Source organism: Burkholderia sp. A9 (assembly GCF_000801975.1).
In genome coordinates, this window is the sequence record NZ_JSZN01000027.1 from 1 (window position 1) to 23,474 (window position 23,474).

A 23,474-nucleotide genomic window follows, 5' to 3' on the forward strand; every position below is an offset into this window, starting at 1 on the left:
AGGCACCAAGGCACCAAGGCGCGATAGAACCAGCTTCCTCCAAGGCACCACCGCTGAGTAGAATGCCCGCATGAGCCCTTGGATCGCCGGACTGCCGATGTACAACGTGACGCCGCGCCACGCCGCACTGTGGCGCGCGTTGCTGCGTGACGCGCTCGATGCGTTCGCGCGCACCGGCGGGCCTGCCGGCGTCGCGCTGCTCGACGAGCCGTTCGGCGATCTGCACGCGCTGTGGCGGCGCGACGACCTGCTGCTGTCACAAACTTGCGGCTATCCGTACCGCATGCTCGGCTTGCGCGATACCGTGCAATTGATCGCGACGCCGGCCTTCGATGCGTCCGGTTGCGACGGTGCGCACTACCGCAGCGTGCTAGTCGTATCGGCACGCGTCCATGCGGGCGGTGCGACGACGCTGGCCGCCTGTCGCGGGCTGCGCGCCGCGTTCAACAGCAGCGATTCGCACAGCGGGATGAACGCGTTCCGGCATGCGGCCGCGCCGCATGCGCATGACGGACGATTCTTCGGTTCGGTCGTGCCGTTCGGCTCGCACCTGAACGTGCTGCGGGCGCTCGCGGCCGGCGACGCCGATTGCGCGGCAATCGACTGCGTGACGTTCGCGTACGTGCGCGATGCGCTACCCGAGCTGTTGAACGACATCCGGACCATCGGCATGACGGCGTCGGCGCCGGGGTTGCCGTTGATTGCGTCGAAGGCGCTCGACAGCAGGCTGGTGGGCGCGTTGCAGGATGCGCTCGAGCACGCGCTGGCAGCCGATGCGCAACGGGCGAACGCACTGCGGCTGAAGGGGTTCGAGCGGCTGCCGCCGGGCGCGTACGACACGATCGCCCGCTTCGCGCGAGACGCGGCCGCACACGGGTATCCCGAACTGGCGTGAGCGCACCGTTGCGCTAGAACGGCAACGTGCCGGGCGGCGCATTGCGCACCACGGCGAGCGTCGCGCCGATATGGTCCTCGAGTGCGAGCGCGGCGCGCGCATCGGCGCGGCGCATCGCGGCCTCGAACAGGCACGTGTGTTCCGCATGCACGTCGCGCTTCGAATCGCTGAGCCCGATGCACACGCGCCGGTAGCGTTCGCTTTGCTGCGACAGCATGCGCAGGATCAGATAAGTCCACGGCGTCGCGGCGGCCGAGATCAGTGCTTCGTGAAAGCGCCGGTTGCACGCTTCCCACGCGGCCCGGTTCTCGATGGACACCGGCCGCTCCCAGGCCGACAACTGGTCGAAGCTCTGGCGCACGCGCTGCGCCCACGCGTCGTCGCCGCGCCGCACGGACTCGCGCAGCGCATCGACCTCGATATGGATGCGCAGCCGCGTGATCGCTTCCAGATCGTCGACCGACATCGGCGTGACGCGGAACCCGCGCTGCCCTTCGGCCACGACCAGCGCGTCGCTGACGAGCCGCGTGAGCGCCTCGCGCAACGTACCCGCGCCGACGCCGTACACGTCCTTCAGGTGCTCGACGCGCAGCTTCGCGCCGGGCGGGTAATGCCCCTCGATGATGTGTTGCCTGAGCTGGTGATACGCGTGCTCGCTGAGCGTGCGGGCATGCGGTTCGGCCGCATCGTCGGCGGCCGGCTCGTGCGCCGGCAGCGGGTCGTCGAACGGATGCGCGGGCAGGATGGTGTTCATGTCACGCGTCCTCCTGATCCTGTTTGCGGTTGAGGCGATAGCTGAGTTGCGCGCGCGTCAGGCCGAGCAGGCGCGCGGCGGCCGACAGGTTGCCGTTCGCGCGGTCGACGGCTTCGTGCAGCAGCGCACGCTCGAGGCCGTCGAGCCCGCCGCCGCCCTGCAGCTGGTCGAGGAGGGTCCCGCAGTCGATCGACATCGCGGCCGCCGGCCGGATCAGTCCGGCCCGGTCGACCGTTGCGCCGCCGGGCGAGCCGACACCGGGGAACAGATCCTTCGCGTCGACCGGACGGTTCGGGCGCGACAGGATCACCGCGCGCTCGATCAGGTTCTCGAGCTCGCGCACGTTGCCGGGCCAGCGGTAGCAGCGCAGCGCGTCGTAGGCGTAGTCGGTGAGCGTCGGCGCCGGCTTGCCGTGCAGCGCCGCGAAGCGTTCGAGCATCGCGTCGGCGAGCGGCGCGATATCGTCCTGCCGGTCGCGCAGCGGCGGAATCAGCACCGGGTAGACGTTGATCCGGTAATAGAGGTCTGCGCGAAACGTGCCGTCGCGCACGGCCTGTTCGAGATCGCGGTTGGTCGCCGCGACGACCCGGACGTCCACCTTCCGGCCGTCGGTCGCGCCGAGCCGCTCGACCTCGCCCTCCTGCAGCACGCGCAGCAGCTTCGCCTGGACGTCGAGCGGTAACTCGCCGATCTCGTCGAGAAACAGCGTGCCGCCGTCTGCGCGCTCGAAGCGCCCGGCGCGCGCGGCCTGCGAGCCCGTGAACGCGCCTTTCTCCGCACCGAACAGTTCGGACTCGATCAACGCATGCGGAATGGCCGCGCAGTTGATCGCGACGAACGGCTTCGCCGCGCGCGGGCTGAGGCTATGCAGCGCACGTGCGAAGCGTTCCTTGCCGACCCCCGTTTCTCCGGTGAGCAGGACCGCGACCTTGGTCGGTGCGGCCGTCTCCAGCAACGCATAGGCCGTGCGAAACGCATCGGAGCGTCCGACGAGCCGGGTTCGGCCGTCGTCGGGCGTCATCTCGAAGCGCAGCGATTCGACTTCGGTCTGCAGATCGCGGATCGTGTTGATCAGCGAGTCGGCCTTGAACCACGACGAGATTTCTTCCGCGTCGGGCCATTCGTCCGCCGGCTTGCCGACGATCGTGCAGTGCGCGTCGTGCATGCCCGCGCAGGCCGTTTCCTTGAACAGGATCGTCCGGCCGATGAAGGCGCTGGTGTAGCCGGTCGCATAACCGATCAGCATCCAGCACACGGGTTCGGGCTGCGGCCCGAACGTGCGGTGGTGCACGTCGGCTTCCCATGAATGTTCCCAGCGGTATTCGCAGTAGAACGCGCCGGTCGCGGGATCGGCTTCGAAACGCAACGGGATGACCTGCGCGGCGCCTTCGAGCATGTGCAGTTGCGGGCCGACATGAAACATGTCGAACAGCGATGCGCCGCTGCGGATCTCGCGGGCCAGCGCCGCGTCTCGTTCGCCGGCGGCGAAGCCGACCCGCGTGAAGAAACGCCGCGTCTGCGCCGGTCCGACGCTTTCCATCAACTCCTGGCGCAGCGTCGCCAGCGCGCCGGCATGCAGCAGCACCATCCGCTGTCCGGCCAGCCAGATGCGACCGTCGCGCGCCGAAAAATGGATCAGCTTGCGCAGGTCGGTGTCCGGCGGCAAAGGGGGCAGGCTGGGCCGCGTCATGTCTCCTCCATCGAGATTTCTCGTGATTTTCAAATTTTTCGCCGTCGGGGTGCCGGCGGGCCGAGCGGTTTGCTCATTTCATCAAATGCGCTCGAGTAGGTTGCTCAAATGATGAAAAGGTCCGCCGGTTCTAGGGTTTGGCGTGATCGCCGGCGTACGTTTTCCGTTCTGGTTAACCGCCATTGTGGATCGCGAATTTGAACTTCGCGTCAGGGCTTTCCCTGAATTATCGAGATTTTTTGCATGCCCAGCCGAACGTGGCACGGATGCTGCATTGAAGGTCGGCATGGAGGCGACACCGATCATGAATCAGCACCCGACCGATCTTCCCCCGCTCGACCCCGGCCGCAAGTGCGTCCGCGTGACCGGCACGAACGTGCGCGGCTTCGTCGAATTCGAGTTCTCGCTCGGCGGCGCGCCGGACCTGTTCGTCGAGCTGACGTTGTCTCCTGCCGCCTTCGATGCGTTCTGCCGCGAACAGCAGGTCACGCGGCTGGACGTCGAAGCGAACCCATGACCTTGAGGAGCAAGAAGTGACCATCGAGCTGAAGACAGTCGACATCAAGCCGCTCCGGCACACCTTTGCGCATGTCGCGCAGAACATCGGCGGCGACAAGACGGCGACGCGCTACCAGGAAGGCATGATGGGCGCGCAGCCCCAGGCGAACTTCCATTACCGCCCGACCTGGGATCCGGACCACGAGATCTTCGATCCGTCGCGCTCGGCGATCCGGATGGCGAACTGGTACGCATTGAAGGATCCGCGCCAGTTCTACTACGCGTCGTGGGCGACGACGCGGGCGCGCCAGCAGGATGCGATGGAGTCGAACTTCGAGTTCGTCGAATCGCGCCGGATGATCGGCCTGATGCGCGACGACGTGGTCGCGCAGGCGCTCGACGTGCTGGTGCCGCTGCGCCATGTCGCGTGGGGCGCGAACATGAACAACGCGCAGATCTGCGCGCTCGGCTACGGCACCGCGTTCACGGCGCCCGCGATGTTCCATGCGATGGACAACCTCGGCGTCGCGCAGTACCTGACGCGTCTCGCGCTCGCGATGGCCGAGCCCGACGTGCTCGACGCCGCCAAGGCGAGCTGGACCGGCGACGCCGCATGGCAGCCGCTGCGCCGCTACGTCGAAGACACGCTGGTCGTGACCGACCCGGTCGAGCTGTTCGTCGCGCAGAACCTCGCGCTCGACGGCTTGCTGTATCCGCTCGTCTACGACCGCTTCGTCGACGAACGGATCGCGCTCGCGGGCGGCTCGGCGGTCGCGATGCTGACCGCGTTCATGCCGGAATGGCACGCCGAATCGAACCGCTGGATCGACGCGGTGGTGAAGACCATGGCCGCCGAATCCGACGACAACCGCGCGCTGCTCGCACGCTGGACTCGCGACTGGTCCGCGCGGGCCGACGCGGCGCTCGCACCGGTCGCGGCGCACGCGCTGCAGGACGCGGGCCGGGCGGCGCTCGACGAAGTGCGCGAGCAGTTCCATGCGCGCGTCGTCAAGCTCGGCATCGCACTCTGACGACGGGCAGTCACCTCCCAACCCAAGGAAAGCCAGCAATGTCCAACGTATTCATCGCCTTTCAGGCCAATGAGGAGTCCAGACCGATCGTCGACGCGATCGTCGCTGACAACCCGCGCGCGGTGGTGGTCGAATCGCCCGGGATGGTCAAGATCGACGCGCCCGACCGGCTGACGATCCGCCGCGAAACGATCGAGGAACTGACCGGCACGCGCTTCGACCTGCAGCAGCTTCAGGTGAACCTGATCACGCTGTCCGGCCGCATCGACGAGGACGACGACCAGTTCACGCTGAGCTGGTCGCACTGAACGCCGCGCAACGCGCACCGACAACACCGGAGACACGCATGGACACGCCAACGCTCAAGAAAAAGCTCGGCCTGAAGGATCGCTACGCAGCAATGACGCGCGGCCTCGGCTGGGAGACGACCTACCAGCCGATGGACAAGGTCTTCCCGTACGACCGCTACGAGGGCATCAAGATCCACGACTGGGACAAGTGGGTCGACCCGTTTCGCCTGACGATGGATGCGTACTGGAAATACCAGGGCGAGAAGGAAAAGAAGCTGTACGCGGTGATCGACGCGTTCACGCAGAACAACGCATTCCTCGGCGTGACCGACGCTCGCTACATCAACGCGCTGAAGCTGTTCATCCAGGGCGTGACGCCGCTCGAATATCTCGCGCATCGCGGCTTCGCGCACGTCGGCCGGCACTTCACCGGCGAGGGCGCGCGCATCGCGTGCCAGATGCAGTCGATCGACGAGCTGCGGCACTACCAGACCGAAACGCACGCGATGTCGACGTACAACAAGTTCTTCAACGGGTTCCATCACTCGAACCACTGGTTCGACCGCGTCTGGTACCTGTCGGTGCCGAAGTCGTTCTTTGAGGATGCGTATTCGTCGGGGCCGTTCGAGTTCCTGACCGCGGTCAGCTTCTCGTTCGAATACGTGCTGACGAACCTGCTGTTCGTGCCGTTCATGTCGGGCGCCGCCTACAACGGCGACATGTCGACCGTCACGTTCGGGTTCTCCGCGCAGTCGGACGAATCGCGCCACATGACGCTCGGCATCGAGTGCATCAAGTTCCTGCTCGAACAGGATCCGGACAACGTGCCGATCGTGCAGCGCTGGATCGACAAGTGGTTCTGGCGCGGCTACCGGCTGCTCACGCTGGTCGCGATGATGATGGACTACATGCAGCCGAAGCGCGTGATGAGCTGGCGCGAATCGTGGGAGATGTACGCGGAGCAGAACGGCGGCGCGCTGTTCAAGGACCTCGCGCGCTACGGCATTCGCGAGCCGAAGGGCTGGCAGGACGCGTGCGAAGGCAAGGACCACATCAGCCACCAGGCCTGGTCGACGTTCTACGGCTTCAACGCGGCTTCGGCGTTCCACACGTGGGTGCCGACCGAAGACGAGCTGGCGTGGCTGTCCGCGAAGTATCCCGATTCGTTCGACCGCCACTACCGTCCGCGCTTCGACTACTGGGGCGAGCAGGCGAAAGCCGGCAACCGCTTCTACATGAAGACGCTGCCGATGCTGTGCCAGACCTGCCAGATCCCGATGCTGTTCACCGAGCCCGGCAACCCGAAGAAGATCGGCGCGCGCGAGTCGAACTACCTCGGCAACAAGTTCCATTTCTGCAGCGATCACTGCAAGGAAATCTTCGATCACGAGCCGCAGAAATACGTGCAGGCGTGGCTGCCGGTGCACCAGATCCATCAGGGCAACTGTTTCCCGCCCGATGCGGACCCGAGCGCGGAAGGCTTCGATCCGCTTGCCGCGGTGCTCGACTACTACGAAGTGCAGATGGGCCGCGACAACCTCGATTTCGACGGCTCGGAAGACCAGAAGAACTTCGCGGCCTGGCGCGGCCAGGCCACCAGCAACTGACCAGCAATCGATACGCAACCTTGAACAGGACCCGCGCGCGCTACGGCGCGAACGCGGGCCGACAGGAGACAAACATGGCCGTCATCGCGCTCAAATCCTACGACTTCCCGATGAAGGATGCCGTCGAGAAGTTTCCGGCGCCGCTGCTCTACGTGTGTTGGGAAGACCACCTGATGTTCCCGGCGCCGTTCTGCCTGCCGCTGCCGCCCGATATGCCGTTCGGCGCGCTGGCCGACACGGTGCTGCCGCCCATCTATGGCTATCACCCCGACTTCGCGAAGATCGACTGGGGTCGCGTCGAGTGGTTTCGCTCCGGCGAACCGTGGACGCCCGATGCAGCGAAGAGCCTGGCCGACAACGGCCTCGGGCACAAGGACCTGATCAGCTTCCGCACGCCGGGCCTCGACGGCCTCGGCGGAGCGAGCTTCTGACCGCCACGCGGACGAGCGAACCATCATGAGCCACCAACTTACCATCGAACCGCTGGGCGTCACGATCGAGGTCGAGGAAGGACAGACGATGCTCGACGCCGCGCTGCGCCAGGGCATCTACATTCCGCACGCGTGCTGTCACGGGCTGTGCGGCACCTGCAAGGTCGCGGTGCTCGACGGCGAGACCGACCTCGGCGACGCGAACCCGTTCGCGCTGATGGATTTCGAGCGCGAGGAAGGCAAGGCGCTCGCGTGCTGCGCGACGCTGCAGGCCGACGCCGTGATCGAGGCCGACGTCGACGAGGAGCCGGACGCGGAGATCATCCCGGTCAGGGACTTCGCGGCCGACGTGACGCGCATCGAGCAGCTCACGCCGACCATCAAGTCGATCCGCCTGAAGCTGTCGCAGCCGATCCATTTCCAGGCCGGCCAGTACGTGCAGCTCGAGATCCCCGGCCTCGGGCAGAGCCGCGCGTTCTCGATCGCGAATGCGCCGGCCGACGTCGCCGCCACCGGTGAGATCGAGCTGAACGTGCGGCAGGTGCCGGGCGGGCTCGGCACCGGCTACCTGCACGAGCAGCTCGCGACGGGTGACCGCGTGCGGCTGTCGGGCCCGTACGGACGCTTCTTCGTGCGCCGCTCGGCCGCGCGGCCGATGATCTTCATGGCCGGCGGATCGGGGCTGTCGAGCCCGCGTTCGATGATCGCGGACCTGCTCGCCAGCGGCGTCACCGCGCCGATCACGCTGGTCTACGGCCAGCGCAGCGCGAAGGAACTGTATTACCACGACGAATTCCGCGCACTCGCCGAACGCCATCCGAACTTCACGTATGTGCCGGCGCTGTCCGAAGGCGGGCCGGACGGGACCGGCGGCGTCGCGCAAGGCTTCGTGCACGACGTCGCGAAGGCGCATTTCGATGGCGACTTCTCGGGGCACCAGGCGTACCTGTGCGGACCGCCCGCGATGATCGACGCCTGCATCACCACGCTGATGCAGGGCCGCCTGTTCGAACGCGACATCTATCACGAGAAGTTCATCTCGGCGGCCGACGCGCAACAGACGCGCAGCCCGCTGTTCCGGCGGGTGTGACATGGACGCGGGCCGCGTATGCGGGACGGTCAGGATCGCGCAGACCGACGAGCGCTATGCGTGCAGGTCCGGCGAGTCGTTGCTGGCCGGCATGGCGAAGCTCGGCCGGCGCGGCATTCCGGTCGGCTGCCTGAACGGCGGATGCGGCGTGTGCAAGGTGCGCGTGCTGCGTGGCGCGGTGCGCAAGCTCGGGCCGGTCAGCCGCGCACACGTCAGCGCGGAGGAAGAGAACGACGGCTATGCGCTCGCGTGCCGCGTCGTGCCGGACGGCGACGTCGAACTCGAAGTGGCCGGCCGGCTGAGAAAGCCGTTCTTCTGCGGCGCGGCCTGTGCGGGCGCGCCGGCGATCAACAAGTAACCAGGAGGAGACTCACCATGGGTGTGATGCGTATTGGTCATGTCAGTCTGAAGGTGATGGACATGGAAGCGGCGCTGCGTCATTACATACGCGTGCTCGGCATGCAGGAAACGATGCGCGACGCGGCAGGCAACGTCTACCTGAAATGCTGGGACGAATGGGACAGGTATTCGCTGATCCTGTCGCCGTCCGACCAGGCGGGGCTCAAGCATGCCGCGTACAAGGTCGAGCACGACGCCGATCTGGATACGCTGCAGCGGCGCATCGAAGCGTACGGGATCGCGACCGAGATGCTGCCCGAAGGCGCGCTGCCGGCAGTCGGCCGTCAATTGCGGTTCCTGCTGCCGAGCGGGCACGAGCTGCGACTGTTCGCGAAGAAGGAACTGGTGGGCACCGCGGTCGGCTCGCTGAACCCCGATCCGTGGCCCGACGACATTCCGGGCTCGGCCGTGCACTGGCTCGACCACTGCCTGCTGATGTGCGAACTGAACCCGGAGGCCGGCGTGAACCGCGTCGAGGAGAACACGCGCTTCATGGCCGAGTGTCTCGACTTCCATCTGGCGGAACAGGTGATGGTCGGCCCGGGCAACACGATCCAGGCCGCGACCTGGATGTTCCGCAGCACCACGCCGCACGACATCGCGTTCGTCGGCGGCCCGCGCAACGGCCTGCATCACATCGCGTTCTTCCTCGACGACTGGGCCGACGTGCTGAAGTCGGCCGACGTGATGGCGAAGAACAAGGTGAAGATCGACGTCGCGCCGACGCGGCACGGGATCACGCGCGGCACCACGATCTACTTCTTCGATCCGAGCGGCAACCGCAACGAGACGTTCGCGGGGCTCGGCTATCTCGCGCAACCTGATCGCCCGGTCACCACGTGGACCGAGGAGGAACTCGGACGCGGGATCTTCTTCCACTCCGGCGAGTTGAACGAAGCGTTCACGACCGTCTACACCTGATCCGGGAAGGAGCCCAGCGCCATGGACCGAAACGATACGAACCGGAGCATCGACCTGCGCACGATCGACTGGCCTGCCGCGTCGCGCGCCGCGCAGGCGGCGGCCGAGGCCGCCGAGCGGCTCGGCGTGCGCGTGAACGTCGCGGTCGTCGATGCGGCCGGGCTGCTCGCGGCCTTCGTGCGCATGCCCGGCGCACCGCTGCATTCGATCGACATCGCGATCGACAAGGCGTACACGGCCGCGAGCTTCGGCTTGCCGACCGGCGCGTGGCACGACGCGCTGGCGTCGCACTCGGACGCGGTGCGGCAGGGCCTCGTGCTGCGGCCGCGCTTCGTCGCCTTCGGCGGCGGGCTGCCGATCGTCGACGACGGCGCGTTGATCGGCGGCATCGGCGTGTCGGGCGGCAGCGAGGCGCAGGACGCGCAATGCGCGCAGGCGGGGCTCGACGCGGCCGGCTTTGGCGGGTCGTGACGCGCGGGACACGACACGGCAAGACAAGGCAAGACACGGCAAGACACGGCAAGGCACGGCAAGGCACGGCAAGACACGGCAAGACACGGCAAGACACGGCAAGACATCGCACGCGAACGCGCTTCACGAACCCACGGATCACGGATTCACGACTATCGGCACACACATCATGTACGACACCGAACCCATTGCCGCGACACGCGGCCCCGCCGGCGGGCAGCCGGACCTGCGGCTCGTCCGCAACTTTATCGACGGCGATTATCGCGCGGGCGAATGCTGGTTCGAAAAGCATTCGCCGCTCGACAACGCGCTGATCGCCCGGGTGGCCGAAGCGAGCCGCGCCGATGTCGACGCGGCGGTGCAGGCCGCCCGCGCGGCGCTGGCCGGCCCGTGGGGCAGCCTGACGGTCGCGCAGCGCGTCGAGCTGCTGTATGCGGTGGCCGACGGCATCACGCGCCGCTTCGACGATTTCCTCGAAGCGGAAGTGGCCGACACCGGCAAGCCGGTGAGCCTCGCGAGCCATATCGACATTCCGCGCGGCGCCGCGAACTTCAAGGTGTTCGCCGACGTCGTGAAGAACGTGCCCGGCGAAACCTTCGAGATGGCGACGCCGGACGGCGCCGGCGCGCTCAACTACGCGATCCGCCGGCCGGTCGGCGTGGTCGGCGTGATCTGCCCGTGGAACCTGCCGCTGCTGCTGATGACGTGGAAGGTCGGGCCCGCGCTCGCATGCGGCAACACGGTGGTCGTGAAGCCGTCGGAGGAGACGCCGCAGACGGCCGCGCTGCTCGGCGAAGTGATGAACGCGGCGGGCGTGCCGCGCGGCGTCTACAACGTCGTTCACGGCTTCGGGCCGGGTTCGGCCGGCGAATTCCTGACGACCCATCCGGGCGTGAACGCGATCACGTTCACCGGCGAGACGCGCACCGGCGCGGCCATCATGAAGGCCGCGGCCGACGGTGCGCGCCCCGTCAGTCTCGAGATGGGCGGCAAGAACGCGGCGATCGTGTTCGCCGACTGCGACTTCGACGCGGCCGTCGAAGGCACGTTGCGCTCGTGCTTCGCGAACGCGGGGCAGGTTTGCCTCGGCACCGAGCGCGTGTATGTCGAGCGTCCGCTGTTCGAGCGCTTCGTCGCGGCGCTGAAGGCCGGCGCCGAGCAATTGCAACCCGGCCGCCCGGAAGCGGCGTCGACCGGCCTCGGCCCGCTGATCAGCCAGGCGCACCGCGACAAGGTGCTGTCGTATTACCGCAAGGCGGCCGAACTCGGCGCGACGATCGTGACGGGCGGCGGCGTGCCCGACATGCCGGACGACCTGCGCGGCGGCGCGTGGGTGCAGCCGACGATCTGGACCGGCCTCGGCGACGATTCGCCGATCGCGCGCGACGAGATCTTCGGTCCCTGCGCGCTCGTGATGCCGTTCGATTCGGAGGCCGAAGTGATCGGCCGCGCGAACGCGAATGCGTACGGGCTGTCGACCGCGATCTGGACGACCAACCTGTCGCGCGCGCATCGCGTCGCGGCGTCGATCGACGTCGGCATCGCGTGGGTCAATTCGTGGTTCCTGCGCGACTTGCGCACTGCGTTCGGCGGCGCGAAGCAATCGGGCATCGGCCGCGAGGGCGGCGTGCATTCGCTCGAGTTCTACACGGAGCTGCGCAACGTCTGCGTGAAGCTCTGACCCAACCGTTACTGACCGGAACACTCTTATGGACTCCACGTTGATTACCACGCTGGGCGACCGGCTGTACGACGCGATGACATCGCGCGTGCCCGTCGCGCCGCTGACGTCGCAGCACGAGGACCTGTCGGTCGACGACGCGTACCGGATCCAGCAGCGCTTCGTGCAGCGCCGCCTGGACGCCGGCGAGACCGTCATCGGCAAGAAGATCGGCGTCACGTCGAAGGCGGTGATGGACATGCTCGGCGTCTACCAGCCCGACTTCGGCTACCTGCTGTCCGGCATGGTGCATGGCGAGGGCGCGTGCATCGCGCTCGACACGCTGATCCAGCCGAAGGCCGAAGGCGAGATCGCGTTCGTGCTGAAGCGCGACCTGCTCGGCCCGGGCGTGACGAACGCGATGGTGCTGGCGGCGACCGAATGCGTGATGCCGTGCTTCGAGATCGTCGATTCGCGCATTCGCGACTGGAAGATCCGGATCGGCGACACGGTGGCCGACAACGCGTCGTGCGGCGTGTTCGTGCTCGGCGACCGCGCGGTGAGCACGCGCAGCGTCGATCTGTCGACCTGCGGGATGGTGCTCGAGAAAAACGGCGACGTGATCGGCACCGGTGCCGGCGCGGCCGCGCTCGGCTCGCCGGTGAACGCGGTCGCGTGGCTCGCCAATACGCTCGGCCGTCTCGGCATTCCGCTGAAGGCCGGCGAAGTGATCCTGTCCGGCGCGCTTGCCGCGATGGCGCCGGTCGGACCCGGCGACAACTTCCGCGTGTCGATCGGCGGGATCGGCGCGTGTTCGGTGCGGTTCGCGTGAGCGCCGTCCGTTCCCATTTCCACGCAAACGAGGAATACCCCATGACCCGAAAGATCCGTTGCGCGCTGATCGGCCCCGGCAACATCGGTACCGACCTGCTCGCCAAGCTGATGCGCAGCCCCGTGCTCGAACCCGTGTGGATGGTCGGCATCGATCCCGATTCCGACGGCCTGAAGCGCGCCCGGGAACTCGGCCTCAAGACCACCGCCGACGGCGTCGACGGCCTGCTGCCGCACGTGCAGGCCGACGGCGTGCAGATTGCGTTCGACGCGACGAGCGCGTATGTCCACGCGGAGAACAGCCGCAAGCTCAACGCGCTCGGCGTGCTGATGATCGACCTGACGCCGGCCGCGATCGGCCCGTACTGCGTGCCGCCCGTCAATCTGAAGGACCACATCGGCTCCGGCGAGATGAACGTGAACATGGTCACGTGCGGCGGCCAGGCGACGATTCCGATGGTACGCGCGATTTCCCGCGTGCAGCCGGTCGCATACGGCGAGATCGTCGCGACCGTGTCGTCGCGCTCGGTCGGCCCCGGCACCCGCAAGAACATCGACGAATTCACGCGCACGACGGCCGCGGCCGTTGCGCAGGTCGGCGGCGCGAAAGAGGGCAAGGCGATCATCGTGATCAACCCTGCCGATCCGCCGCTGATCATGCGCGACACCGTGCATTGCCTGACGGAGAGCACGCCCGACGAAGCGCGCATCGTCGAATCGGTGCACGCGATGATCACCGACGTGCAGCGCTACGTGCCGGGCTACCGGCTCGTCAACGGGCCGGTGTTCGACGGCAACCGCGTGTCGGTCTATCTCGAGGTCGAGGGCCTCGGCGACTACCTGCCGAAATATGCCGGCAACCTCGACATCATGACGGCCGCCGCCGCGCGCACGGCCGAGATGTTCGCCGAGGAACTGCTGGCCGGCCGCCTCACGCTGGCGTCGGCCGCGCAGGCAGCAGCCTGATGCCCGTCGACGCGACCTCCACGACCGCACGAAAAGGAATGGCAATGAATCTCAAAGGCAAACGAATCACCGTCCACGACATGACGCTGCGTGACGGCATGCACCCGAAGCGTCACCAGATGACGCTCGACCAGATGCGCTCGATCGCGAGCGGGCTCGACGCGGCCGGCGTGCCGCTGATCGAAGTCACGCACGGGGACGGCCTCGGCGGCTCGTCGGTGAACTACGGCTTTCCCGCGCATACCGACGCGGAATACATCGGCGCGGTGATCCCGCTGCTGAAGCGCGCGAAGGTGTCGGCGCTGCTGCTGCCGGGCATCGGCACCGTCGACCACCTGAAGGAAGCGCACGCGCTCGGCGTGCATACGATCCGCGTCGCGACGCACTGCACCGAGGCGGACGTGTCCGAGCAGCACATCGCGATGGCGCGCAAGCTCGACATGGATACCGTCGGCTTCCTGATGATGAGCCACATGAACAGCCCGGAAGGACTCGTGAAGCAGGCGAAGCTGATGGAGTCGTACGGTGCGAACTGCATCTACATCACCGATTCGGCCGGCTACATGCTGCCCGACGACGTGAAGGTGTGCCTGGGCGCGGTGCGCGACGCGCTGCAGCCCGACACGGAGCTGGGCTTCCACGGTCATCACAACCTCGCGATGGGCGTCGCGAACTCGATCGCGGCGATCGAGGCCGGTGCGAACCGGATCGACGGTGCGGCGGCCGGGCTCGGCGCCGGTGCGGGCAACACGCCGCTTGAAGTGTTCGTCGCCGTCTGCGAGCGAATGGGCATCGAGACCGGCGTCGACGTGTGGAAGATCCAGGACGTCGCCGAGGATCTCGTCGTGCCGATGATGGACTTCCCGATCCGCATCGACCGCGACGCGCTGACGCTCGGCTATGCGGGCGTGTACGGCTCGTTCCTGCTGTTCGCGAAGCGCGCGGGCGAAAAGTACGGGATTCCGGCCCGTGACATCCTCGTCGAGCTCGGTCGGCGCGGCATGGTCGGCGGGCAGGAGGACATGATCGAGGACACCGCGCTGACGCTCGCGAAGGCGCGCGCGGCGCAAGCGAAGCGGGAGGCCGCATGAACCTGTCGACCGACACGATCGAGGCGCTTGCCGCGCATCTCGACGACTGCATGCGTGACGCGCGCGACACGCCGAAGATCACCGACCGTCATCCGGAGATGGACTGGGACGACGCGTACGCGGTGCAGGATGCGATCCGCCGCCGGCAGCTCGCGCGCGGCGCGCGGATCGTCGGCTACAAGGCCGGCCTGACGTCGCACGCGAAGATGCGGCAGATGGGCGTCGACACGCCCGTGTTCGGCTTCCTGACTGACATTTACGACCTGCCCGACGGCGGCGAATGCGACACGGCCGCGCTGATCCATCCGAAGGTGGAACCGGAGATCGCGTTCGTGACGAAGGCCGAACTGAAGGGGCCCGGCTGCCATATCGGCGCGGTGCTTGCGGCGACCGACTTCGTCGTCGCCGGGATCGAGGTGATCGACAGCCGCTATCGTGATTTCAAGTTCGACCTGAAGAGCGTGGTGGCCGACAACACGTCGGCCGCGCGCTTCGTCGTCGGCGGCCGCCCGCTGGCGGTCGAGGGCGTCGACCTGCGCACGCTCGGCATCGTGCTCGAGAAGAACGGGCTGCCGGTCGCGTTCGGTGCCGGCGCGGCGGTGCTCGGGCATCCGGCCGCCGCGATCGCGATGCTCGCGAATCACCTGGGCGCGCGCGGCGAATCGATTCCGGCGGGCAGCCTGATCCTGTCGGGCGGCATCACGGAAGCCGTGGCCGTCGAAGCCGGCGACAGCGTGACGCTGCGCGTGCAGGACATCGGCTCGGTCGGCCTGCGATTCATCTGAACGTTCCGAACGTAACGGGAGGCCATCGTGCCGGTAGCACATCTGTACATCCTGGAAGGCCGTGACGACGACAAGAAGGAACGCCTGATCGCCGAGGTCACCGAAGCCATCCATCGCTCGCTCGACGCACCGGTCGAATCGGTGCGCGTGATCATCACCGAGATGCCGAAAGCGCATTTCGGGATCGGCGGGCAGAGCGCGAAAAAGCGCGGGCGCTGACGCGCCGCGCGTCATCGATATCGACTGGAGGAGCGTCATGTCAACCAATCCTGAACTAGGCCGCCGGATCATCGCCGGGGGGCTCGACACCAACTATCACGACCTTGGCGACGGGCCGCCCGTGCTGCTGATCCACGGCTCGGGCCCGGGCGTCACGGCCTACGCGAACTGGCGGCTCACGATGCCCGCGCTCGCCACGCAGTTTCGCGTGATCGCGCCGGACATGGCCGGATTCGGCGAAACCGAACGGCCGCGCGGCTACGCGTATTCGATGGACAACTGGGTCGATCACGCGCTCGGCCTGCTCGATGCGCTCGGCGTCGAACGCGCGCACGTGATCGGCAATTCGTTCGGCGGCGCACTGGCGCTCGCGCTGGCGATCCGCGCACCCGAACGGGTCGGGCGGCTGGTGCTGATGGGCGCGGCGGGCACGCGCTTCACGCTGACCGAAGGGCTCGACGCCGTGTGGGGCTACACGCCGTCGATCGCGAACATGCGCGGCTTGCTGGACATCTTCGCGTTCGATCGCACGCTCGTGAACGACGATCTCGCGAAGCTGCGCTACGACGCGAGCGTGCGGCCCGGCTACCAGGAGGCGTTCGCGAACATGTTTCCCGCGCCGCGCCAGCGCTGGGTCGACGCGCTCGCGAGCGACGACGCGAAACTGCGCGCGCTGACGCACGACACGCTGATCGTCCACGGGCGCGAGGATCGCGTGATTCCGCTCGAAAGCTCGACGAAGCTGCTCGAGCTGCTGCCGAACGCGCAGCTGCACGTGTTCGGCCGCTGCGGGCACTGGACGCAGATCGAGCATGCGGCGCGCTTCAACCGGCTCGTGATCGACCACTTCAACGAGTAACGCATCAGCAGGACAGGCAGCGCAGGACAACCACAAGAAATCAAATCAGTAGAACGAAGATTGGAGACATCGATGAAACGAAAGGCTGCATTCGGACTGATCTCGCTCGCGGCTTGCGCGGGCATGGCGCTGAGCACCGGCGCCCGTGCGACGGAGGGCGGCGGCGACACGATCGGCGAGGGGGCGGAAGCGTTCTTCGCCGGTGCGCTACCGCCAGCCGGGCTGTACGCGTTGCTGTACTACACGCATTACCATGCGCCGCGCTTCAACGATTCGCACGGTAATGGCGCGGTGCCGGGTTTCAAGCTCGATGCCGACGTGCTGATTCCGCGCGTGGTCTGGATGTCGAACCTGTCGGTGCTCGGCGGGCGCTACGGCGCGTATGCGGTGCTGCCGATGGAGCACTTGGCGCTGGATGCGGGCGGCGCGTCGTTCGACCGCACCAATCTCGGCGACCTGATCGTCAGCCCCGCGCTGATCGCCTGGGGCTCGGGCGCGCTGCGCACCGTCGCGGCGATCGAGTTCGTGTTTCCGACCGGGCAGTACGACGCGCATGCCGCGCTGAACACCGGCAAGAACTACTACACCGCGCGGCCGGTGTTCGGCGTGTCGTGGCTGCCGAACGACAAGGTCGAGCTGTCCGCGAAGATGACCTACAGCTTCAATTCGCCGAACAACGACACCCATTACCACTCGGGGAACCTGTTCCACATCGACTACTCGGCGAGCTATGCGGTCACGCCCAAGGCGCGCGTCGGGCTGTCGGGCTACTTCGTCAAGCAGACCACCGACGACATGCAGAACGGGCAGCCGGCCGCGGGCGACGGTTTTCGCGGACAGGTGTTCGCGATCGGGCCCGGTTTCCGTTACCAGTTCGGCAAGGTCAGTCTGGAAGCACGCGTCGTGAAGGAGTTCTTCGTGCGCAACCGGCCGGCCGGCGAGGCCGTGTGGGCGAAGGCCGTCATCCCGTTCTGAAGGCGCGGCGCAGCGCGCATGGCCGACGGCCGGTTGCGCGCGTGACGCCGCCGTCGCGGGGCGTCACGCGGCACTTCATCGTGCGTTACCGCGCGAGTGCGGCGAGCCGCGGGAACAGCGGCAGTGCGTTCGAACGGTTGAGCGCGGTGTGGCGGTCGGCGTCCAGCGCGGCATACGCATCCTGCGCCGCGGTGAACGACGTGCTGACCGACGGCGGCGCGTACGGGAAGTCGCTGCCATACAGCACGCGATCGGGTTGCGCGAACGCCGTGAGGCTCGGCAGCGCCGACGGCGACGACAGCGCGGTATCGAAGTAGAACGAGCGCAGCAGGTCGAGCAGCCCGTCGCGATCCGGCACGTCGTTGCGCACGCCCGGCGCGAGTTCGGCGAAGCGGTACGCGGTGTACGGCAGGAAGCCGCCGGCGTGCGACAGGATGATGCGCACGTTCGGGTGGCGCGCGATCACGCCGTTGAGCACGAGCTGCAACGCGGTGCGCGTCGTATCGAACGGGTAGTCGAGCAGCGGGCCGGGCATCCCCGGCAATACGTCGATCGCGGGCTTGGCCGGATGAATGAACACCACCGCGTGGCGGCGATCGAGTGCGTCCCAGACGGGTTCGAATGCCGCATCGCCGAGATAGGTGCCGCCGTAGTTGCTGAGCAGCACGACGCCGTCGGCGTTCAGCGTGTCGAACGCGTGGTCGATTTCGGCGAGCGTGCCGTCGACGTCGGGCAGCGGCAGCGTCGCGAAGTTGCCGAAGCGGGTCGGCCATTTCGCGACGAGGCCGGCCACGTATTCGTTCACCTGACGCGCCATGTCGCGCTTCGCCTGGCCGTTCCAGCCCTGTACGCCCGGCGCGGTCAGCGACAGCACGCCGGTCTGGATCTCCAGCGAATCCATGAACGCGAGCGCGGCTTCCGGGCTCCAGGTGGGGCTACCCCAGCCGGACGGATCGCCGCCGTGCGCGGGCAGGGCGTCGGCCCAGAACGGCGGGACGACGTGCTGGTGGACATCGATGCGGTTGCGGTCGGACATGATGCGGCTCCTGTGAAAGTGCGCTGCGGTGCAGCGGATGTCCATCAGGATGCGCGTGGTTGATTTTTCATTCCAATAGATTAAATTTCAGAATTAATCGTTTTCGGTGATTAATCGACCGTATGGACCTTCGTCATTTGCGTTACTTCCTCGCGGTTGCCGAAGAGGGGCATTTCGGCCGGGCGGCGGAGCGGCTGCATATCGTGCAGCCCGCGCTGAGCGCGCAGATCCGCGCGCTCGAGGACGAACTGGGAACCGCGCTGTTCGAGCGCAGCACGCGCAAGGTGGCGCTGACCGACGCCGGCCGGCTGCTCGTGACCGAGGCGCGGCGTACGCTCGAACAGGCCGAGCGCACGAAGACGGTGGTGCAGCGCGCGGCGCGCGGCGAGACGGGCGTGGTGCGGATCGGCTTCGTCGGCAATGCAGTCGCGACCGGGCGGCTGTCCGACGACTTGATCGCGTTTCACGCGGCCTGGCCGAACGTGGCGCTCGACCTGCACGAAATGGCGCCGGCCGCGCAGCAGGACGCGATCCTCGCCGGCCGGCTCGACATTGGCTATTGCCCGGCCTTCGGCACGGACGTCGAGGCGAAGCTGGCCGTGCGGACGGTCGGTAGCTGGGCGTGGGACGTGATGATGAGCGACCGGCATCCGCTCGCGAAGCAGCGCTCGGTGAGCGTCGCGGCGCTCGCGGACGAGCCGTTCATTTTCTATGCCGCCGACGGCGACGACGAAGGGCAGCTGGCGATCCTGCGGCGGGTGCTCGGCAAGACGCCGCACATCGCGCACAAGGTGAGCAGCACGCTGTCCGTGCTGGCGTTGACGGGGGCCGGTCTCGGCGTGGCGCTGGTGCCGGCGCCGCTCAGCCGGATCGCGGCGCCGAACATCGTCTACCGGAAACTCGCCGGCAGCGTGCCGGGTTCCGAGCTCGTCGTGCTCAGCCGGATCGGCGGGGAATGGGGAGCGGTACAGCAGTATCTGGCGATGCTGGGCGGGCGCGCCGTGTAAGCGTTGCGGCGCGCCCGTCCGGCATCACGGCGTTACTCTTCGTCCATCAAGCGGACCTTGACCCGCTTGCCCTTGATCTTCCCGGCATTGAGCTTGCGCAGCGCGTCGTGTGCGACGCCGCGCTCGATCGCGACATAGGTCGAGAACTCGGTCACGTTGATCTTGCCGATCTGCTTGCCGTCGAACCCGGCGTCGCCGGTCAGTGCGCCGAGCACGTCGCCCGGGCGGATCTTGTCCTTGCGCCCGCCGAGGATCTGCAGCGTTTCCATCGGCGGCAGCAGCGTGTCGTTGCCGGCCGGCGTCAGCTCGGCGAGCGGATGCCATTCGACTTCGCGCTTCTGCGCCTGTTCGATCCCGCCGACGCGGCCCATCTCGTCCATGCTCGCGAGGCTCAGCGCCCAGCCTTCCTGGTCCGCGCGGCCGGTGCGGCCGATGCGGTGCACGTGGACTTCGGGGTCGGGCGTCACGTCGACGTTGATCACGGCTTCGAGCTGCGCGATGTCGAGCCCGCGCGCGGCGACGTCGGTCGCCACCAGCACCGAGCAACTGCGGTTCGCGAACTGGATCAGCACCTGGTCGCGCTCGCGCTGTTCGAGCTCGCCGTGCAGCGCGAGCGCGTGGAAGCCCTGCGCGTGCAGCACGTCGAGCAGGTCGCGGCACTGCTGCTTCGTGTTGCAAAACGCGATCGTGCTCACCGGCCGGAAGTGGTTCAGCAACTGGCCGACCGCATGCAGCCGCTCGTTCTCGGTCACTTCATAGAAGCGCTGGCGGATCTTGCTGTTGTCGTGGCGCTCCTCGAGCTTCACTTCCTTCGGGTTGCGCAGGAACTGCTGGCTCAGCTTCACGATGCCGTCCGGATAGGTCGCGGAGAACAGCAGCGTCTGGCGCGTCGTCGGGCACATCCGCGCGACCTTCGCGATGTCGTCGAAGAAGCCCATGTCGAGCATTCGGTCGGCTTCGTCGAGCACGAGCGTGTTCAGCGCGTCGAGCTTCAGGTTGCCGCGATCGAGGTGATCCATGATGCGGCCCGGCGTGCCGACGACGATATGCGCGCCGTGCTCGAGGCTCTGCGCCTGCGGACGCATCGGCGTGCCGCCGCACAGCGTCAGCACCTTCACGTTCTCCTCGGCGCGCGCGAGCCGGCGCACTTCCTGCGCGACCTGGTCGGCAAGCTCGCGCGTCGGGCACAGGATCATCGCCTGCACGTCGAAGCGGCGCGTGTCGAGGCGCGCCAGCAGCGCGAGCGAGAACGCGGCGGTCTTGCCGCTGCCCGTCTTCGCCTGCGCGATCAGGTCATTGCCGGCCAGCGCGATCGGCAGGCTCGCGGCCTGGATCGGCGTCATGTCGACATAGCCGAGCTGCGCGAGGTTCGCGAGCGTGGCGGGCGTCAGCGGCAGTGCGCTGAAGGGCGTGGTGGTCGGTTGGGTCATGTCAGGAGAGGTCTCCGAGGTAAGGCTTGCCTTCCATCTGTTCATAGACGACGTTGCCTTCATCGTCCTCGAAGCGCTCGAGGTAGTTGCGTGCGCCGCACAGCGGGCAACGGAACAGCAGCCCCTGGCCTTCGTCCTTGATGACGACGTCGGACGTTTCCCACTGCGTGCCGCAGCTCTGGTTTCGGCAGGTAAACACGGTTTTTCTCCAGCTGAATTCGGTTGGTGGCGCGCCCGGCGGGCGCGGCAACGAGGTGCGGCGCTCGCGCGGCTCGGGCGCGGGCCGCACCGGCGGTCGCGTGGACCGCGTCGATGCGGATGGTGGATCGGGTGGCGACAGCGTCGCGCGTGCCCGCAATTCTAGCGGATGCGGGGGCGGCAGCGGAGGACCGGTGGCGGAGGACCGGTGGCGGGTAGCCGGCTGGGGACGACCGGCAGAGCGCGGCCGACAGCGGACCAGCAGTAGCGGGCGAGTGGCCGGTGCGATCGGCTGCGGCGCGACGGCATCGGTGCGACCGGCTACGGGACGGCCGGTAGCAGGCGGCTGGTAGCGTAGGACCGGTAGCGGGGAGCCTGCTGGGGACGACCGACAGAGCGCGGCCGACAGCGGACAACCCGCAGCGGGCGAGCGGCCGGGGCGATCGGCTGCGGTGCGATGGCATCGGTCTGACCGGCAACGGGACGACCGGTAGCGAAGGACCGGCATCGCTGCGACCGGCAGTGCAGCAGCCGGCGACGCCGCCCACCGGACGACGCACACGGCGCCCCCCGCCTCCGCGATGAAAAACGGCCGCCCCGGAGGGCGGCCGTGCGATGCGGCGAAGCGGGGCCGGACGCGTTACAGCGCCATGTCGGCCGACGCCTTCGCGGGGCGTGCCGGGGCCGGGCTGGTGGCCTGCGCCGGCGTCGCCATGTCGATCTTCGGCGGCGGCGACAACTGCAGCACGTCGCTCGTGTAGGTCCATTCTTCAACGACCTTCGCCGGGCTGTCGTTCAGCTTCGTGCCGTAGCTCGGCACGATCTGGCGGATCTTCTGCTGCCACTCGGGCGTAGCGACCTTGTCCTTGAACACCTTCTGCATCAGGTTCAGCATGATCGGCGCGGCCGTCGACGCACCCGGCGATGCGCCGAGCAGGCCCGCGATGCTGCCGTCCTGCGAGCTGACGATCTCGGTGCCGAGCTTCAGCACGCCGCCCTTCTTCGGGTCGCGCTTGATGATCTGCACGCGCTGGCCGGCCTGCCACAGGCGCCAGTCTTCCTTCTTCGCGTCCGGGAAATATTCCTTCAGCGCGTTGAAGCGGTCGTCGTCGGACAGCATCAGCTGGCCGGCCAGGTACTGGACCAGCGGGAATTCGTCGACGCCCACGCGCATCATCGGCGCGACGTTGTGCAGGTTGGTGCTCTTCGCGAGGTCGAAGTACGAGCCGTTCTTCAGGAACTTGGTCGAGAACGTCGCGAACGGCCCGAACAGGATGATCTTCTTGCCGTCGATGATCCGCGTGTCGAGGTGCGGCACCGACATCGGCGGCGAGCCGACCGACGCCTTGCCGTACGCCTTCGCGAGATGCCGCTTCACGACCTCGGGGTTGTCGGTCACGAGGAACGAGCCGCCGACCGGGAACGCGCCGTAGTCCTTCGCCTCGGGGATGCCCGACGCCTGCAGCAGGTGCAGCGCGCCGCCGCCCGCGCCGATGAACACGAACTTCGCGTCGACGGCCTGCGGCGGTTCATCCGAATGCAGCTTGACCCACGACACGTGCCACGTGCCGTCCGCATTGCGCGAGATCTCGCGCACTTCGCTCGACAGCGACAGCGTGAAGTTCGGCTGGGTCTTCAGGTAGCCGACGAACTGGCGCGTGATCTCGCCGAAGTTCACGTCGGTGCCGATCGGCGTCCACGTTGCCGCCACCTTCTGGTTGCGGTCGCGGCCTTCCATCATCAGCGGCACCCACTGCTTGATCTGGTCGTAGTCTTGCGAATACTGCATCCCGCGGAACAGCGGGCTCGCCTGCAGCGCGTCGTAGCGCTTCTTCAGGAAGCGGACGTTGTCGTCGCCCCACACGAAGCTCATGTGCGGCGTCGAGTTGATGAACGAGTGCGGGTTCTTCAGCACGCCCTGCCTGACCTGCCAGGCCCAGAACTGGCGCGAGATCTGGAACGACTCGTTGATCTCGATCGCCTTCGAGATGTCGATCTTGCCGTCCGCCTTCTCCGGCGTGTAATTCAGTTCGGCGAGCGCCGAGTGGCCGGTGCCCGCGTTGTTCCAGCCGTTCGAGCTTTCCAGCGCGACGCCGTCGAGGCGCTCGACCATCGTCATCGACCAGTCAGGCTGAAGCTCGTGCAGCCAGACGCCGAGCGTCGAGCTCATGATGCCGCCGCCCACCAGCACGACGTCGACCTTCTTCGTGTCGGCGGCGTGCGCGGACGACGCGGCGACGCACAGCGCGAGCGCCGACAGTATTACCCGTAACGTTTTGATCACAGCAGATCCCTTTTTCAACTTGGATGCATCGGTTTGCCATCTCGCCCGGCCGATGC

25 protein-coding genes are annotated in these 23,474 nt (G+C 67.4%); 19 read left to right on the forward strand and 6 right to left on the reverse strand.

What is annotated here, in order from left to right; genetic code table 11:
- Positions 1-70: 70 nt before the first annotated feature.
- The gene (locus tag PI86_RS12300) at positions 71-895 is read left to right on the forward strand and encodes a phosphate/phosphite/phosphonate ABC transporter substrate-binding protein (RefSeq protein WP_039322596.1); all 825 of its coding nucleotides are present in this window, start codon (positions 71-73) and stop codon (positions 893-895) included.
- A 13-nt stretch (positions 896-908) separates the two neighbouring features.
- Here the strand turns inward: PI86_RS12300 and PI86_RS12305 are convergent, their stop codons facing one another.
- Both PI86_RS12305 and PI86_RS12310 read right to left on the reverse strand, forming a co-directional pair.
- Entirely contained in the window at positions 909-1,649 is a 741-nt protein-coding gene (locus tag PI86_RS12305; RefSeq protein WP_014900554.1) for a GntR family transcriptional regulator, read from the reverse strand.
- 1 nt (position 1,650) lies between these two features.
- The gene (locus PI86_RS12310; protein ID WP_014900553.1) at positions 1,651-3,339 is read right to left on the reverse strand and encodes a sigma-54-dependent Fis family transcriptional regulator; all 1,689 of its coding nucleotides are present in this window, start codon (positions 3,337-3,339) and stop codon (positions 1,651-1,653) included.
- A 142-nt stretch (positions 3,340-3,481) separates the two neighbouring features.
- On the opposite strand from PI86_RS12310, the gene PI86_RS17745 reads away from it, so the two are divergent.
- The 17 genes from PI86_RS17745 to PI86_RS12395 all read left to right on the forward strand — a co-directional run bounded on the left by PI86_RS17745 (position 3,482) and on the right by PI86_RS12395 (position 17,463).
- Positions 3,482-3,856 carry a phenol hydroxylase subunit gene (locus tag PI86_RS17745; RefSeq protein WP_235362751.1) on the forward strand — a complete coding sequence of 125 codons (375 nt, stop codon included), beginning with the start codon at positions 3,482-3,484 and terminating at the stop codon, positions 3,854-3,856.
- A gap of 16 nt (positions 3,857-3,872) precedes the next feature.
- Positions 3,873-4,868, forward strand: coding sequence for a phenol hydroxylase (locus PI86_RS12320; RefSeq protein ID WP_039322600.1), 996 nt, complete (start codon positions 3,873-3,875; stop codon positions 4,866-4,868).
- 38 nt (positions 4,869-4,906) lie between these two features.
- The gene (locus tag PI86_RS12325) at positions 4,907-5,176 is read left to right on the forward strand and encodes an MmoB/DmpM family protein (protein ID WP_014900550.1); all 270 of its coding nucleotides are present in this window, start codon (positions 4,907-4,909) and stop codon (positions 5,174-5,176) included.
- 38 nt (positions 5,177-5,214) lie between these two features.
- The gene (locus PI86_RS12330; protein ID WP_039322604.1) at positions 5,215-6,765 is read left to right on the forward strand and encodes an aromatic/alkene/methane monooxygenase hydroxylase/oxygenase subunit alpha; all 1,551 of its coding nucleotides are present in this window, start codon (positions 5,215-5,217) and stop codon (positions 6,763-6,765) included.
- A gap of 74 nt (positions 6,766-6,839) precedes the next feature.
- A complete protein-coding gene (locus tag PI86_RS12335; RefSeq protein ID WP_039322608.1) occupies positions 6,840-7,196 on the forward strand; it encodes a phenol hydroxylase subunit P4 in 357 nt (118 codons plus the stop codon).
- 25 nt (positions 7,197-7,221) lie between these two features.
- The gene (locus PI86_RS12340; protein ID WP_039322611.1) at positions 7,222-8,286 is read left to right on the forward strand and encodes an NADH:ubiquinone reductase (Na(+)-transporting) subunit F; all 1,065 of its coding nucleotides are present in this window, start codon (positions 7,222-7,224) and stop codon (positions 8,284-8,286) included.
- Between the two features lies 1 nt (position 8,287).
- Complete coding sequence (locus tag PI86_RS12345; RefSeq protein ID WP_039322614.1) at positions 8,288-8,644, forward strand: 2Fe-2S iron-sulfur cluster-binding protein; 357 nt, start codon at positions 8,288-8,290, stop codon at positions 8,642-8,644.
- 17 nt (positions 8,645-8,661) lie between these two features.
- The gene (locus PI86_RS12350; RefSeq protein ID WP_014900545.1) at positions 8,662-9,606 is read left to right on the forward strand and encodes a catechol 2,3-dioxygenase; all 945 of its coding nucleotides are present in this window, start codon (positions 8,662-8,664) and stop codon (positions 9,604-9,606) included.
- Between the two features lie 21 nt (positions 9,607-9,627).
- Positions 9,628-10,077: a GlcG/HbpS family heme-binding protein gene (locus PI86_RS12355; protein ID WP_052319440.1), complete on the forward strand. Its 450-nt coding sequence runs from the start codon at positions 9,628-9,630 to the stop codon at positions 10,075-10,077.
- 169 nt (positions 10,078-10,246) lie between these two features.
- Positions 10,247-11,758, forward strand: coding sequence for a 2-hydroxymuconic semialdehyde dehydrogenase (locus tag PI86_RS12360; protein ID WP_200885197.1), 1,512 nt, complete (start codon positions 10,247-10,249; stop codon positions 11,756-11,758).
- 28 nt (positions 11,759-11,786) lie between these two features.
- Positions 11,787-12,569, forward strand: a complete 783-nt coding sequence (dmpE, locus tag PI86_RS12365) for a 2-oxopent-4-enoate hydratase (RefSeq protein WP_039322617.1) — start codon at positions 11,787-11,789, stop codon at positions 12,567-12,569.
- Positions 12,570-12,610: 41 nt separating this feature from the next.
- The gene (locus PI86_RS12370; protein WP_039322621.1) at positions 12,611-13,534 is read left to right on the forward strand and encodes an acetaldehyde dehydrogenase (acetylating); all 924 of its coding nucleotides are present in this window, start codon (positions 12,611-12,613) and stop codon (positions 13,532-13,534) included.
- Positions 13,535-13,578: 44 nt separating this feature from the next.
- Positions 13,579-14,625, forward strand: coding sequence for a 4-hydroxy-2-oxovalerate aldolase (gene dmpG, locus PI86_RS12375; RefSeq protein WP_039322624.1), 1,047 nt, complete (start codon positions 13,579-13,581; stop codon positions 14,623-14,625).
- Positions 14,622-15,410, forward strand: coding sequence for a 2-oxo-3-hexenedioate decarboxylase (gene dmpH, locus PI86_RS12380; protein WP_039322627.1), 789 nt, complete (start codon positions 14,622-14,624; stop codon positions 15,408-15,410). Before dmpG ends, dmpH begins: the two co-directional genes overlap by 4 nt.
- A 27-nt stretch (positions 15,411-15,437) precedes the next feature.
- On the forward strand, positions 15,438-15,629 hold the full coding sequence (locus PI86_RS12385; protein WP_014900538.1) for a 2-hydroxymuconate tautomerase: 192 nt from the start codon (positions 15,438-15,440) through the stop codon (positions 15,627-15,629).
- 37 nt (positions 15,630-15,666) lie between these two features.
- Positions 15,667-16,488, forward strand: a complete 822-nt coding sequence (locus tag PI86_RS12390) for an alpha/beta fold hydrolase (protein WP_039322631.1) — start codon at positions 15,667-15,669, stop codon at positions 16,486-16,488.
- A gap of 72 nt (positions 16,489-16,560) precedes the next feature.
- The gene (locus tag PI86_RS12395) at positions 16,561-17,463 is read left to right on the forward strand and encodes a SphA family protein (RefSeq protein ID WP_039322634.1); all 903 of its coding nucleotides are present in this window, start codon (positions 16,561-16,563) and stop codon (positions 17,461-17,463) included.
- Between the two features lie 85 nt (positions 17,464-17,548).
- Here the strand turns inward: PI86_RS12395 and hndA are convergent, their stop codons facing one another.
- On the reverse strand, positions 17,549-18,499 hold the full coding sequence (gene hndA / locus PI86_RS12400) for a 2-hydroxy-1-naphthoic acid nonoxidative decarboxylase (RefSeq protein WP_039322637.1): 951 nt from the start codon (positions 18,497-18,499) through the stop codon (positions 17,549-17,551).
- Positions 18,500-18,621: 122 nt separating this feature from the next.
- Between hndA and PI86_RS12405 the strand changes: the two genes are divergently transcribed.
- Positions 18,622-19,506 carry a LysR substrate-binding domain-containing protein gene (locus PI86_RS12405; protein WP_039322640.1) on the forward strand — a complete coding sequence of 295 codons (885 nt, stop codon included), beginning with the start codon at positions 18,622-18,624 and terminating at the stop codon, positions 19,504-19,506.
- Positions 19,507-19,538: 32 nt separating this feature from the next.
- Here PI86_RS12405 and dbpA read toward each other — a convergent pair whose 3' ends face one another.
- The 3 genes from dbpA to mqo all read right to left on the reverse strand — a co-directional run bounded on the left by dbpA (position 19,539) and on the right by mqo (position 23,436).
- Positions 19,539-20,936 (reverse strand): ATP-dependent RNA helicase DbpA, encoded by a 1,398-nt coding sequence (dbpA, locus tag PI86_RS12410; RefSeq protein ID WP_039322643.1) that lies wholly within the window; start codon positions 20,934-20,936, stop codon positions 19,539-19,541.
- A 1-nt stretch (position 20,937) separates the two neighbouring features.
- Positions 20,938-21,135: a hypothetical protein gene (locus PI86_RS12415; RefSeq protein ID WP_039322646.1), complete on the reverse strand. Its 198-nt coding sequence runs from the start codon at positions 21,133-21,135 to the stop codon at positions 20,938-20,940.
- Between the two features lie 639 nt (positions 21,136-21,774).
- On the reverse strand, positions 21,775-23,436 hold the full coding sequence (mqo, locus tag PI86_RS12420; RefSeq protein WP_187293260.1) for a malate dehydrogenase (quinone): 1,662 nt from the start codon (positions 23,434-23,436) through the stop codon (positions 21,775-21,777).
- Positions 23,437-23,474 lie beyond the last annotated feature (38 nt).